The following is a 14,501-nucleotide window of genomic DNA, read 5'->3' on the forward strand; positions in this document are numbered from 1 at the left end:
AAAAAGACCTCGAGTTTGTTCGAGGTCTTTTTGAAGTTTGATTTATAATAATTTACAGATTAGTTAACACCATTATACTTGATGGCACAAAGATTACCGCCATTAATGTTAAAATAAAATTGTATTTAATTCCTTCTTTAAAATAATGATATATCATTAAAGCAAAAAGAACAATTCCAGTTACCAATAATATATTATAAAATAAACCTGAATCTTCCTCCATTAATATCAATATACCTGAAAATATTACTTGTATACTTATAATAAAATAAGTGAATATAGAGATTACAGATAATTTCTTTTCTTTTTTAATTAATATACCTAATAAAATTTTACCAGGAAAGAAGTAAAATGCTACAATTATACATAATAATAAATTTATTGAAGCTGGTATAAACTGTTTTAATGCAATAAAACCTATAATACCTATTAGTATTAGAATATAATAATCTTTTCTTAAGAATTTAAAAATATTCATAAACATAATTTTTAGTCTGTCATTAAACAATCCCAAGAACACGAAAGTAACATTTGAATCGTCTCAGTTGCAGCATCCAATACAAAAGCTAATTGATCTATCCAGTTAGATTGTTCTATTGCTTTTAATTTCCAATACATACAACAATCTAAACAATCTCTGTGACCACATTCCGAAATATTACCACCTGTTGGATCAACCCTTGCACCATAACTTGTAAGAACCATTAAATCATGATGAAAATCCATAAATTCTACCAACTTATTTTCCTGAATATCTATATTCTCAAGCGCTAGGATTTCACGTTTATATAATTCATTTATTAAAATGGGATCATTTTTTTCGTCATCAATTTGTAAAAGAGAAAAATATTGTTGAAAAATGGTTATTTCGTCTTCGGTGAGTTTGTCCCCGTTTTCCATATCATAACCTTGATATGCTTCAATTAATGAATTATATTCATCCTCTTTAGAACTTATATTGTTATTTGAAGTATTTATTATTAAATCATTATTTATTAATTCAGGTGAGAAATTGGAAGTATTTTGATTTAAAATATTTTGTTTTATTTGCGTAAGATTAGATTCTACGCTGCTAATATCATTTGAAAGTTCACTCTCATTACAACTAATCAGGTTAATAAAAAGTAAACAGAGTAAAAGTTTTAATGTTTCGTGTTTTCATAAATATTAAATTTTTGTTAAGATACAGACAAAAATAATTTTAAAATTTTACATATAAATATCCAAACGGATTTTTGTGTACCACTAGAAAAGATTTATTGATTTTAGTTTACTACTTTCTCTTCTTCCTTAGGGAAAGCCCTTTTATTAAAAACAATTAATAAAATTACGCCTAAAGTAATGGCAGAATCGGCTACGTTAAATACAGGATCAAAAAAGGAGAAGTGCTCTCCGCCCCAAAACGGAATCCATTCGGGTAGAATACCGCTCCATAACGGAAAGTAAAGCATATCAACTACTTTTCCGTGAAAAAGCGTACCATATCCGCCGTCTGCAGGCATAAAAGTCGCTAATTGATTAACGCTGTCGTTAAATATAAGTCCGTAGAAAACAGAATCGATGATGTTCCCCAAAGCTCCTGCAAAAATTAAAGAGATAGAAAAGATTAAAATCCTAGAGGCATTTTTTCTTACAGAATCCCACAGCCAATAGCCTATTCCTACAATCGCAACCAACCTAAATAAGGTTAAAAACAATTTACCATACTCACCTGGAATTTGAGCTCCCCAAGCCATTCCGTTGTTTTCAACAAAAAGAATTTTAAACCAATCGAAGACAGGAACATCTTCTCCCAATACAAAATTGGTTTTAATATAAAATTTAGAAATTTGATCTATCAATAAGATCAAGATGATAAGGAGTGTCGCTTTCTTAATGGACATGAATTTTGCATTTTAAGGCGGTAAAAATACATTTTTTATTTTTCATGCTTCACATTTATATCTCCATCTATGCTTTTTAAAGAAATATCATCTCCTTTCTTAAAATAAGTATCTATATGCACTTCGCCGTGATTAGAAATTGCTTCTACAGTTCTCTCTTTGGTCTGTACTTCAATATCTCCTTTAAAGGTGCATAGGATTGCTTTTCCTGAAAAATGTGTCAATTCACATCTTCCTGAATTTAATTCTGCTTCAAAAGACTTGTAATTTCCATTTCCGTAAACGGAAGCCAAATTAGATTGGATCACTACTATTTTATTTTCAGGGATTTCAATTTCTAAACGTACCGAAAATACCTTATGCGCACTTAATTTGTCATAACCACCGCTCAAGTTCTCAGGAAAAACAGCCTCAATACGCATTTCTTTATTTCCTTCCGTAAAGTGAAAGCCTATATTTTGTGCATATTCCCCTTCAGAAAATGACTTGATTTTTAAAGAATTTGTTTTCGGGTTGGTAGAAATATGCACCTTAAACACCTCATCTATTTTAAAATGGAATCGCTGTATATGACTCACTTCCATCTTTTTCGCTTCGACAGACTGTGCTTTCGTAGAAAAAGTGATTCCAAAAAGAAGAAAAATATACAAGTACCTCATCCCTAAACTACATCAAAAGAGGCTGTCTAAAAAGTTTTGAAAACTGCCATTCTCAACCTGCCGTACCATTCAGGCGGGTTTATTTCAGAATTTCATCATATTGATTCGCAAACCAGTATAAGAACCTAAATTAAGCTCGCCTGAATGAATTCACTTCAGGCAGGTTCAGGTTGACAGAAATCGACTTTTTAGACAACCTCTTAAAGACAAAATTTTATAAATTGCTATTGAAGATTTTTCGCTTCAATGCTCAAGGTGGCGTGAGGCACCAATAGCAATCTTTCTTTTTGAATAAGTTTACCTGTAACGCGACAAATCCCGTAAGACTTATTTTCTATGCGAATGAGCGCATTTTTAAGATCTCTAATAAACTTCTCTTGACGAATGGCCAACTGTGAATTCGCCTCTTTGTTCATCACCTCACTACCTTCATCAAAGGCTTTGAAGGTAGGAGAAGTGTCATCTGTACCATTAGAACTATCGTTCATGTAGGCACTTTGATACATTTCTAATTGGGTAGTTGCTTTAGAGATTTTTTCTAAAATTATACCTTTAAATTCGGCTAAATCAGCGTCACTATATCTTTCTACTTTATTTGTACTCATAATATTATTGTTTTTCTATGGCTAGTATGGTATTTACATCATCAAAAGCAACTTCCATACCCTTTTCCATAGTATCTGCTAGTTCGAGCTTTGCAGTGAGGGTTTCACTTTTTATATACTCTTCATTATCCAAGACTGCTTGCTCGACCACGCCATCTTTTTTTATGGTAACGAAAATTTTATCGGTAACTTCAAAACCAGAATCTTTTCTTAGGTTTTGAATTCTATTCACTAATTCCCGGGCAATTCCTTCTTTTCTAAGATCTTCATTAATGGTAGCATCTAAAGCAACTGTTATTCCTGCGTTGCTTGCAACCAACCAACCTTCTATATCTTCTGAAGAAATTTCTACATCAGTGAGCTGCAAAGTAGTCATTTTTCCATTGATATCTAAAGAAATTTCGCCATTCGTTTCTATGCTAGATATATCGCTAGCTTCCAGCTTATTTATCGCTGCTACCACCAACTTCATGTCCTTTCCAAAACGCGGACCTAAAGTCTTAAAGTTGGGCTTTATATTCTTAACTAAAATCCCAGAAGTATCATCGATTAGCTCAATTTCCTTTACATTTACTTCAGACATAATAAGATCTTTTACCGCTAGAATCTCTTCTTTTACTTGGTCATCCAGTACTGGAATCATAATACGTTGCAAAGGCTGACGTACTTTAATCATTTCTTTTTTACGCAAGGATAACACCAAAGAAGAAATAATTTGAGCTTTTTCCATTTTGCGTTCTAAAGCTTTATCGATAAAACTTTTGTCTTGCTCTGGGAAAGCTGCCAAATGCACACTTTCAAAACTTTCTTTTTGCGTCGTATGGGTCAAATCTTTGTATAACCTGTCCATATAAAACGGAGCGATAGGCGCACTTAATTTTGCTATAGTTTCCAAACAGGTGTATAAAGTTTGGTAGGCAGATATTTTATCTTGCTCGTAATCGCCTTTCCAAAATCTTCTTCTGCTTAAGCGTACAAACCAGTTGCTTAAATTCTCTTGAACATATTCAGAAATGGCTCTTGCGGCACGAGTGGGTTCATATTCTTCGTAAAATTTATCTACTTTCCCAATAAGCGTATGCAATTCAGATAAAATCCAACGATCTATTTCTGGTCTTTTTTCTAAAGCGATATCGTCTTCTTGGTAAGTAAACTCATCGATATTAGCATATAAGATAAAGAAAGAATAGGTATTATACAAGGTCCCAAAGAACTTTCTTCTTACTTCGGCGATTCCTTCAATATCAAATTTTAAATTATCCCAAGGGTTGGCATTAGAAATCATATACCAACGCGTCGCATCTGGACCAAAAGCGGCAATAGTCTCAAAAGGATCTGCTGCATTTCCTAAACGCTTAGACATTTTTTGGCCGTGTTTATCGAGTACCAATCCGTTTGAAACCACATTTTTATACGCCACATCATCAAAAATCATGGTTGCAATAGCGTGCAACGTATAAAACCAACCCCGGGTTTGATCTACACCCTCTGCAATAAAATCGGCTTTTCGATCTCCGTTTTCTACTTGTTCTTTATTTTCAAAAGGGTAATGCCATTGAGCGTAAGGCATAGAACCAGAATCAAACCAAACGTCTATCAAATCTGCTTCTCTTTTCATAGCTTTCCCAGAAGGAGAAACAAGAATGATTTTATCTACCACGTTTTTATGTAAATCTACTTTCTCGTAGTTCTCATCAGTCATATTACCTACTTCAAATTCCGCGAAAGCGTCCTTATCCATCAAACCTGCTTCTACAGATTTTTTCATTTCTTGTTTCAATTCGGCTATCGAACCTACAAGAATTTCTTCTTTTCCATCTTCGGTACGCCAAATAGGTAATGGAATTCCCCAATACCGAGAGCGCGAAAGATTCCAATCGTTAGCATTTGCCAACCAGTTTCCAAAACGTCCTTCTCCGGTAGATTTTGGTTTCCAGTTAATACCTTTGTTAAGCTCGTGCATGCGATCTTTCACCTCGGTTACTTTGATAAACCACGAATCTAGCGGATAGTACAAAATAGGTTTATCTGTACGCCAGCAGTTTGGGTAACTGTGCACGTACTTTTCTACTTTAAAAGCTTTATTTTCTTCTTTTAACTGAATAGCAATTTCTACATCTACAGATTTTTCTGGTACATTTTCTTCATCATAATATTCATTCTTGACATATTTCCCAGCATATTCACCCATTTGCGCTCTAAACCTCCCTTGTAAATCTACTAAGGGAACCAAATTATCGTTATCATCTTTCACCAACATTGGCGGAACTTCTGGCTTGGCTTGTTTAGCGACCAAGGCATCATCTGCTCCAAAAGTAGGCGCGGTATGTACGATTCCTGTACCATCTTCTGTAGTGACAAAATCTCCAGCAATGATTCTAAACGCATTTTCTGGATTTTCGTAAGGCAACGCAAACGGTAATAACTGCTCATATTTTATACCTACTAAATCTTTTCCTTTAAAGGTATCAAGGATCATATAAGGGATTTTTTTATCTCCTTGTTTGTAGGCGTCTACAAGTTCTTCGTTTTCGGTTTCAACGAATTTTTTATCAAATTGCTTGTGTACCAAATTCTTAGCCACCAGAATTTGTACGGGCTTAAACGTATATTGATTATAGGTTTTTACAAGCGCATAGTCAATTTTTGGTCCTACTGTTAATGCGGTGTTACTTGGCAACGTCCAAGGGGTGGTCGTCCAAGCAATAAAATGTATATCTCCATTTTCTGCTAGCGCATCTGGCAAGGAATGAGAAACTGCTTTAAATTGTGCTGTTACCGTAGTATCGGTTACATCTTGATATGTTCCGGGCTGGTTCAACTCGTGAGAGCTTAAACCTGTTCCTGCTTTTGGGGAGTACGGCTGTATGGTATAGCCTTTATAAATAAGTCCTTTTTTATAAATTTCTGAAAGCAACCACCACACCGTTTCCATGTACTTGGACTTGTAGGTAACGTAGGGATCGTCCATATTTACCCAATAGCCCATTTGTTCGGTAAGGTTTTTCCAAACATCAGTATAGCGCATTACGGCATTTTTACACGCCATATTATATTCTTCTACGCTTATTTTTTCACCGATGTCTTCTTTGGTAATTCCCAATTCTTTTTCTACACCCAATTCTACAGGAAGACCGTGTGTATCCCATCCTGCTTTACGCTTTACTAGATATCCTTTTTGGGTTTTATACCTACAAAAAATGTCTTTAATGCTACGCGCCATCACGTGATGAATCCCCGGAAGACCGTTGGCAGACGGAGGTCCTTCAAAAAAGACAAAAGGTTCTTGCCCTTCTCTTGTACTTACACTTTTATCAAATACCTTCTCTTCTTTCCAAAAATCTAAAATTTCTTTAGCTACAACAGGAAGGTTAAGTTCTTTATATTCAGGGAATTTTGTACTCATGGGTATGCGCTTTCTTAATGATTTGCGAAATTAAGGTTTTTTGACAAACCGAAGTAACTCAAACCAAAAAAACTAAAACGGATTTGTATCTTAATTAACAATCCAATATTTTTTTCTGCGGAAGCGAAATATTATCACAAAATATTAAAGCTTCGTATACCACGTTTTAAGTATATTTGTTTTTTATAAAATTAAAAAATTATGTCATTTTCAGATTTATTCGGAACAGGGGAACACACTCGTAATCTTGGGCACTTCGCTTCTATTGTAACTTTAGCGGCCGTAGATGGAGAAATTAACGACGAAGAGGAAAAAGTATTGAAGCGTTTGGCTAGGAAACTAGATGTTAATCAAGAAGATTATACCAAGATACTTAAAAACCCTTCTGGCTTTCCTATAAACCCACCCAATACTACAGAAAAAAGATTGGAACGTTTGTATGATTTACTTACCGTAATTTATGCGGACCACGTGATGGACGAGCAAGAAGCGTTCTTATTAAAGCGATTTGCCATTGGATTAGGATTCTCTACAGAAGACTCTGATAAGATTATTAAAAGATCTAACCAAATTTTAGGAGGCCGACTTCCTTTTGATGATTACATCTATCTTTTAAATAGAAAATAAAAAAAGCCTTTTCGGTAAAACGAAAAGACTTTTTTATTAAAGTAATACAATAGCTTTCTCTTCATGACATTTAAATGTCTGATGGAAAAAGCTATTTTTTATTTCATAAATTCTTCTGCTTTTTCTACCATATTTTTACTTCCGCAGAAAAAGGGTACTCTTTGGTGCAACTCGGTTGGTTTAAGATCCATAATTCTTTGGTAACCGTCACTTGCTTTTCCGCCAGCCTGCTCGGCTATAAAAGCCATAGGATTGCATTCATACAATAACCTCAACTTACCGTTAGAGGCTTTAGAGCTTTTGGGATAAATGTAAATTCCGCCTTTAATCATATTTCTATGAATGTCTGACACTAAGCTTCCTATGTAACGCGCCGTATAAGGACGATCACCTTCTTCTGTTTGGCAATATTTTATATAATCTTTTACACCTTGAGGAAAATGTACATAATTTCCTTCATTGATAGAATAGATATTTCCGTCTTCTGGGAATTTCATATCAGGATGTGACAAATAATAGGTTCCTATAGCTGGGTTTAAGGTAAATCCGTTTACTCCATGACCGGTAGTGTACACCAACATGGTAGAAGTTCCGTATACAATATATCCTGCCGCTACTTGTTGATTTCCTTCTTGAAGAAAATCATCTATCGTTACGGGGCTTCCCATAGGCGTTACTCTTCTGTAAATAGAAAAAATAGTCCCTACAGAAACATTTACATCGATGTTTGAACTTCCGTCAAGCGGATCAATTAACACCACATATTTATTGTTATGATCTTCTTTTTGACCACAAATGGTAATAAAATCATCGTTCTCTTCAGAAGCTATTCCGCAGACAATTTCTCTATTGGTAAGCGTCTGAATAAATTTATCATTAGCATAAACATCTAATTTTTGTTGGTCTTCACCTTGAATGTTAACTTCTCCCGCAGCTCCAGTAATATCTACCAACCCGGCCTTATTCACCTCGTGGTTTACCACTTTCGCAGCCAACCGAATAGAATTGATTAGTCTAGATAATTCTCCAGAAGAATATTGAAAATCTGCTTGGTTTTCAATGATAAATTCGCCTAAAGTTTGATTCTTTTTTGCCATTTCATTTTTGGTTTATGTCACAAAAATAGGCAAAAAGACATTCTAATCACTATTTTTGTAACAAAGCATTCAACTATGGAAATAAATGTAAGAGAATCGCGGCGAGAAGATATGCCGCAAGTACTAGAACTTATAAAGGAATTGGCTTCGTTTGAAAACAAACCAGAAGCGGTTACTACAAGTGTAGAGCAACTACAAAGAGATGGATTTGGTGAACAACCACAATTTAAATGCTTCGTTGCAGAAGTAGAAGAAACCATTCATGGGATGGCCTTAGTTTATTTTAGATATTCTACCTGGAAAGGAAAAACGGTTCATTTAGAAGATTTAGTAGTACGAGAGCGCTTTCGCGGAAAAGGATTGGGAATTGTTCTATACAAGAAAGTAATGTCTCATGCCTTAGAGCAAAATGTAAAACGTGTAGAATGGGTAGTTTCTGAAGGAAACACAGGCGCTATAGATTTTTACAAAAAAAGCGGTGCGACTATTATGAAAGATTGGAACACTGTACAGTTTGATGAAGAAGCCATCAAAAAGTTTCTAGATTCATGAGAATTTTCAAATTTGGTGGCGCTTCCATCAAAAATGCAGAAGGAGTAAAAAACCTAGCTTCTGTATTAGAAAAAACGGGCTGCGAAAATAAAGTGGTGGTGATCTCTGCTATGGGAAAAATTACCAACGCTTTAGAGAAAGTGATTGAAATTTACTTTGAAAAAGAAAAGATTGATCTCGATTACCTTAAGTCGTATCACTTAGAAATTTTAACCGACTTATTCGAATCCCGTTCTCATCGTGTTTACACGGAAGTAAATACGCTCTTTGGAGAACTAGAGTCTTTTCTAAAGCGTAATAAATCTCCCAATTACGATTATGTTTATGATCAAGTCATCTCTTTTGGGGAATTGATAAGCACCACCATTGTTAGCATATTTTTAAATGACAATCATATTAAAAATGAATTCTTAGATGCTAGAAATTTGGTGAAAACAAATCAAGTATACCGCGATGCGAAAGTAAATTGGGACGCTACGTGTAAGAAGATTAACACTGCCATACAAAGTGATAAATTATACATTACTCAGGGTTTTATAGCTTCAGATGTGCATAACTTCACTACCACCCTTGGCAGGGAAGGAAGTGATTATACCGCCGCTATTTTTGCGTATTGCTTAAAAGCCGAAGATGTTACTATTTGGAAAGATGTAGATGGCGTTTTTAATGGCGATCCTAGAGTATTTGAAAATACAACACTTTTAAATGAAGTCTCGTATACCGAAGCCATCGAACTCGCTTTTTACGGCGCTTCCATTATACATCCTAAAACTTTACAACCGCTGCAAAAGAGAGAGATTCCTCTTATTGTAAAGTCATTTTATCATCCAGAAAATGCAGGGACTCTTGTTTCAAATGGGAACAAAATCAATCCGCTTATTCCTTGCTTTATCGTCAAGAAAAATTTGGTTCTAATTTCACTTTCTGCTCTGGATTTTTCTTTTTTTGTGGAAGAAAACATCAGTGAGGTCTTTGCTCTTTTGCATCAATATCAGCTAAAAGTAGATGTAATACAAAACTCGGCCATTAGTTTTTCTGTAGTGGTAGACAATCGGTTTAACCAAGTGGATAAGCTAATTAATCACTTAAAAGGGAAGTTTAGAGTTTCTTTCAATAAAAATGTTTCCCTCTACACAATTCGGCATTTTACCGAAAGTGCTATAAATCAAATAGAAAAAGACAAAGAAGTTTTACTAAAGCAACTTACGCGAGAAACGGTTCAATTAGTTACCAAAGAATAAAAATTTGTAAAAGTCTTATTTTACTATATTTGTAGACAAACAAATCTATACATGGGAATTGTAACTGCTAAAGAAGTTGCTAAAGGACTAAACTTAAATAAGTTTGGTTTTATTGGCACCGCTTTAAGTGCTACTTTAATGAGTGTAACCAAAATAAATGCACTCAATAAAATTTATGATGACCGTAAACATCTTTCGGGTCCAGAATTTTTGGACTCTTGTTTGGAGCATTTGGAAATAGATTACGAAATCCCCGAAAAGGATTTAAAAAGAATTCCTAAAACGGGGCCTTTTATTACTATTTCCAACCATCCTCTAGGAGGAATTGATGGGATCATTCTCATGCAAACACTAATTAGACAACGAGACGACTTTAAAATTATCGCTAATTTTTTATTGCATCGGTTAGAGCCTCTAAAGCCTTATATCATGCCAGTTAATCCTTTTGAGAATAGAAAGGAAGTAAAGTCTAGCATGCTTGGTATTAAAGATTCTATACAACATTTAAAAGACGGTCATCCTCTAGGTATTTTTCCCGCTGGAGAGGTTTCTACAGATAAAGTAGATAAAACCATTGTGGATAGACCTTGGCTTCAAGAAGCGATGAAATTGATTCAGAAATCTAAAGTTCCTGTAGTTCCTATTTATTTTCATGCTAAAAACAGCAGTTCTTTTTACCGCTTGGCAAAACTTAACGAAACCATTAGAACCGCTAAGCTGCCTGGTGAAATGTTTACACAAAAACATCGAAAGATTAAAGTAAGAATTGGTAATCCAATATCTGTAGTAGATCAAGGTCAACACCAAAGTTTAGAGGAATACACACTTTTCTTGAGAAAGAAAACCTATATGCTTTCTAGCGGCTTTGATGGTAAAAAAAGTTTGCTTAGAAATATTCCCAAACAAATAAAATTTCCTAGTAAACCAAAAGAGATCGTAAAGGAAACCTCTGAGTTTTTAATGCAGAAGGAAATTGACTTTTGTAGAGAAAATGAAAAACGTCTTTTGGTAAGCAAGAATTACGAAGTCTTTTTAGCCGAAAGAAAAGAGATTCCTAATATCGTAAAAGAGATTGGCCGCCTACGCGAAATTACGTTTAGAGCTATTGGGGAAGGCACCAACAATCCTACAGATTTAGACGAATTTGATGATTTTTACCATCACTTATTTTTATATGACGCTGACGCGGATAAAATTGTAGGTGCTTATCGTATGGGATTTGGATTAAAAATTTTTCCGAAATATGGAATTGATGGTTTTTACTTGCAGCAACTCTTTAGGTTTGAACCCGAACTGCATAAGCTCATGAGCGAATCTATAGAAATGGGTCGTGCATTCATCGTAAAAGAATACCAACAAAAACCTATGCCACTTTTCTTACTGTGGAAAGGAATCGTGCATTGTACCTTGCGTTTTCCCGAACACAAATACCTTATTGGCGGAGTAAGCATCAGTAATAAATTTTCTGAGTTTTCTAAATCTATGATGATAGAATTTATGAAATCTCATTACTACGATCCTTATGTAGCACAATATGTAAGACCCAAGAAAGAGTATAAGGTAAAATTAAAAGACGCCGACAAAGATTTTGTCTTTGATGAAACCGAAGCCGATCTTAACAAATTTGATAAACTTATAGACGAGCTAGAGCCAGATAATATAAGAATGCCGGTTTTATTAAAAAAGTACATTAAACAAAACGCCAAGGTGATTGCTTTTAATGTAGACCCACTTTTTAATAACTCTGTAGACGGACTAATGTACATCAGAATTGCTGATCTTCCAGAGAGCACGGTAAAGCCCGTGATGGAAGAATTTCAAGAAGAGTTAGAGAAAAAAATAAATCAGCAAGATGACTAACAAGAAGCTACTTTTCTTTCTTTTACTTTTTAAAGGTATTTTTATCTATGCCCAACATAGTATTCGTGGAGTTATTGTAGACGAATCTCAACAACCTATTGAAAGTGCCAATATCTATTTTGACGGCACTACTTTTGGCACAGTCACCAACTCTCAGGGTGAATTTACGCTTCAATTAAGCAAGGCCATACAAGCACCACTTATCATTAGTTCTTTAGGTTATACTTCAGAGATAAAAAAAATCTCTTTTGAAACCTCTAGTATAAATATTGGAGTTATTGCTTTAAAGGAAGGCGTAAACGATCTAGAAGAGGTGTATTTAGAAAACGACCCTTGGCCAAGAAAGAGAAAGTTAAAGTACTTTAGAAAATGGTTTCTAGGAGCAGATTATAAAGATAAAAAGACTAAAATTTTAAACGAAGAAGAGGTACTACTTAGGTTTATTCCTTCTTCCAATACGCTAGTAGCCTCTAGTAAAATTCCTTTAAAAATTAAGAATAAGCACCTAAGTTATTTAATTGCCTATGATCTTGTGGAGTTTGAACTTCAATTTAAAAAAGTGATCTTTACTAAAGACGGGAAAAGACAAACTCATTATAACGAATATTCATCTTTTTATGCAGGAACTTCTTTTTTTAAAGAATTAAAAGAGAATACTAGAACAAAATTTCTAGAGCGAAGAGAGAAAGCCTATGAAGGTTCTATTCTTCATTTTATGCGAAGCCTTGCCTCAAAAAAATTAGAAGAAAACAAGTATAAAATTTTCCACAAAAGATTTCAAGTGCCCACTTACCAATTTCTTAAGGTGGTAGAAGGAAAAAATCGCGTTGCGATAGACTTTCTAAGTCCTAAAATTATTGTTTTATATGATGACTTTGAGCAATCCTTTATTCAGATCAATAAAAATCCTACTACAATTTATATTGATGCCTACGGAAACTTTTCTCCCATCAATTCTTTGTATTTTGGTGGTGATATGGGAAAACAAAAGATTTCTTCTTTACTTCCTTTAAACTATAAAATAAATTCATTTGAAGATGAGTAAAGCTCTTTTATACCTCAGTATTTTATGCTTTTACCTTGGTGGCGAAAATTGTTTTGCACAACAAATTGTGCGGGGTTTTGTGGTAGATTCATCGACGCAAAAACCTATTGAAGGAGCGGCTGTTTTCTTTGATAAAACCACTTATGGAACCATAACTAACAAAAATGGTTTTTTTGTTTTAAAAAGTAGAGAGCAAACCAAGAGCCCATTAATTATAAGGTATTTAGGGTATCAACCCGAAAAAATTATAGACCCACCACAACAAAAAAATGTAAAGTTTTTACTTAAAAAAAAAGAAGAAGGCCTTGAAGCTGTGTGGATCAACACCAAACATCAAAAAAAGGAAAAACCCAAAAAACTGTCAGATGAAAATGAAAAATATGAAGCATTATCCTTATTTAAATACTTTTTTCTTGGAACCAGATTTCATATCTATGACACAAAAATCCTGAATGAAGATGCTCTAGACTATTATATTACAGAGGATAAATTGCAAATAATCATTAGCGCAAAAGAGCCATTAGTAATTGAGAATGAGTATCTAGATTATAAAATTACTTACTTTTTAGAGGGTTTTGTTTTATATCGTAAAATGAGTGAAATTGTTTCTAAACCTGTTACCGACTATTATGAATATCATGGTACCGCATTATTTAAAGACTTACAAAAACCAGGTAGAATTAGAAAAAAATTCAGAAGAAGAAGAAATGAGATGTATTATGGCTCTAGATTACATTTTATGCGTGCTCTGGCAAATAATGAGCTAGAAAATCATGGTTTTAAGACCTTTAATATAGAAGCAGATTCCATAAACATTCAAACTATTACTAAAGAAGATTTTACCGAAGTTTTACCGCCAAAAGAGTCTCTTGTGATTCATAAAATAGATATGATTCATATTAAAAGAACAAAAAACCAAGATACTATTAAACACTATATTAAATCTGCTGCCTCTTCTATACATGCAAAACGTAATTTTGGAATCGACAAAATGGGAAACTTCTTCCCTTGGAATGCCCTAATTTTCGAAGGTAGATTTGGCAGAGAAGGAATGGCAAGAGCACTGCCTTTAGATTTTAATCCTTACCCCAATTAATCTTCACATCATTTGCCAAAACTGTAGAAACAACAATAGAATAGATAAGATTATAAATAACCAGCATATAGTTTTATACTTCGGAAGTGTTTTTGCGAATAAGAGAACAGCCAACACAAGTAAAATACTATTTAACCAGTTGCTTTGTAAAAAAGAAGGATAAGTAACTATAAACTTATTTTTTGCTTCCGTAAAGGAATTATTGCTATTAAAAAGCGCTATCCAATACACCCATGTTACGAAAGGAATTACAAACAAGATAATGCCTAGAATTAATTTTTTAGGTACATTCTTCATTAAGTTTTTTCATTTTAGTCTTGGTTAAGTTAGTAATTATATTCTTAAAGCTTACTCAATTCCGTTAAGGTTTTGTTATTTAAGGATTCTTTATTACTCTATCACCTCTAAGCTTATTATCTTCAAAGAAAAA

Annotated in this window: 13 protein-coding genes; 6 read left to right on the forward strand and 7 right to left on the reverse strand. The window is 34.0% G+C overall.

Annotated elements, in window-relative coordinates:
- Positions 1-52 precede the first annotated feature (52 nt).
- From RLT85_RS09170 to ileS, 6 genes are all read right to left on the reverse strand, one after another.
- The gene (locus tag RLT85_RS09170; RefSeq protein ID WP_311401734.1) at positions 53-478 is read right to left on the reverse strand and encodes a hypothetical protein; all 426 of its coding nucleotides are present in this window, start codon (positions 476-478) and stop codon (positions 53-55) included.
- An 11-nt stretch (positions 479-489) separates the two neighbouring features.
- The gene (locus RLT85_RS09175; protein ID WP_311401735.1) at positions 490-900 is read right to left on the reverse strand and encodes a hypothetical protein; all 411 of its coding nucleotides are present in this window, start codon (positions 898-900) and stop codon (positions 490-492) included.
- Positions 901-1,265: 365 nt separating this feature from the next.
- Positions 1,266-1,883 carry a lipoprotein signal peptidase gene (locus tag RLT85_RS09180; RefSeq protein ID WP_311401736.1) on the reverse strand — a complete coding sequence of 206 codons (618 nt, stop codon included), beginning with the start codon at positions 1,881-1,883 and terminating at the stop codon, positions 1,266-1,268.
- Positions 1,884-1,918: 35 nt separating this feature from the next.
- Positions 1,919-2,467, reverse strand: a complete 549-nt coding sequence (locus RLT85_RS09185; protein ID WP_311401737.1) for a DUF4097 family beta strand repeat-containing protein — start codon at positions 2,465-2,467, stop codon at positions 1,919-1,921.
- 299 nt (positions 2,468-2,766) lie between these two features.
- Positions 2,767-3,147 (reverse strand): TraR/DksA family transcriptional regulator, encoded by a 381-nt coding sequence (locus RLT85_RS09190; RefSeq protein WP_311401738.1) that lies wholly within the window; start codon positions 3,145-3,147, stop codon positions 2,767-2,769.
- A 4-nt stretch (positions 3,148-3,151) separates the two neighbouring features.
- Positions 3,152-6,553 carry an isoleucine--tRNA ligase gene (ileS, locus tag RLT85_RS09195; protein WP_311401739.1) on the reverse strand — a complete coding sequence of 1,134 codons (3,402 nt, stop codon included), beginning with the start codon at positions 6,551-6,553 and terminating at the stop codon, positions 3,152-3,154.
- A gap of 201 nt (positions 6,554-6,754) precedes the next feature.
- Here ileS and RLT85_RS09200 point away from each other — a divergent pair, with 201 nt between their 5' ends.
- Positions 6,755-7,180 (forward strand): tellurite resistance TerB family protein, encoded by a 426-nt coding sequence (locus RLT85_RS09200; protein WP_311401740.1) that lies wholly within the window; start codon positions 6,755-6,757, stop codon positions 7,178-7,180.
- A 98-nt stretch (positions 7,181-7,278) separates the two neighbouring features.
- On the opposite strand, the gene fbp is transcribed toward RLT85_RS09200, so the two are convergent.
- On the reverse strand, positions 7,279-8,277 hold the full coding sequence (fbp, locus tag RLT85_RS09205) for a class 1 fructose-bisphosphatase (RefSeq protein ID WP_311401741.1): 999 nt from the start codon (positions 8,275-8,277) through the stop codon (positions 7,279-7,281).
- 75 nt (positions 8,278-8,352) lie between these two features.
- Here fbp and RLT85_RS09210 point away from each other — a divergent pair, with 75 nt between their 5' ends.
- From RLT85_RS09210 to RLT85_RS09230, 5 genes are read left to right on the forward strand one after another with little or no spacing between them, the layout of a single operon-like run.
- Positions 8,353-8,829, forward strand: a complete 477-nt coding sequence (locus tag RLT85_RS09210) for a GNAT family N-acetyltransferase (protein ID WP_311401742.1) — start codon at positions 8,353-8,355, stop codon at positions 8,827-8,829.
- Positions 8,826-10,070, forward strand: coding sequence for an aspartate kinase (locus RLT85_RS09215; RefSeq protein ID WP_311401743.1), 1,245 nt, complete (start codon positions 8,826-8,828; stop codon positions 10,068-10,070). Before RLT85_RS09210 ends, RLT85_RS09215 begins: the two co-directional genes overlap by 4 nt.
- A gap of 51 nt (positions 10,071-10,121) precedes the next feature.
- Positions 10,122-11,930, forward strand: coding sequence for a lysophospholipid acyltransferase family protein (locus RLT85_RS09220; RefSeq protein WP_311401744.1), 1,809 nt, complete (start codon positions 10,122-10,124; stop codon positions 11,928-11,930).
- Positions 11,923-12,975, forward strand: coding sequence for a carboxypeptidase-like regulatory domain-containing protein (locus RLT85_RS09225; protein ID WP_311401745.1), 1,053 nt, complete (start codon positions 11,923-11,925; stop codon positions 12,973-12,975). Before RLT85_RS09220 ends, RLT85_RS09225 begins: the two co-directional genes overlap by 8 nt.
- The gene (locus RLT85_RS09230) at positions 12,968-14,071 is read left to right on the forward strand and encodes a carboxypeptidase-like regulatory domain-containing protein (protein ID WP_311401746.1); all 1,104 of its coding nucleotides are present in this window, start codon (positions 12,968-12,970) and stop codon (positions 14,069-14,071) included. The genes RLT85_RS09225 and RLT85_RS09230 overlap by 8 nt, the downstream gene beginning before the upstream one ends.
- Positions 14,072-14,501 lie beyond the last annotated feature (430 nt).

This window comes from Mesonia ostreae (assembly GCF_031845265.1).
GTDB lineage: Bacteria > Bacteroidota > Bacteroidia > Flavobacteriales > Flavobacteriaceae > Mesonia > Mesonia ostreae.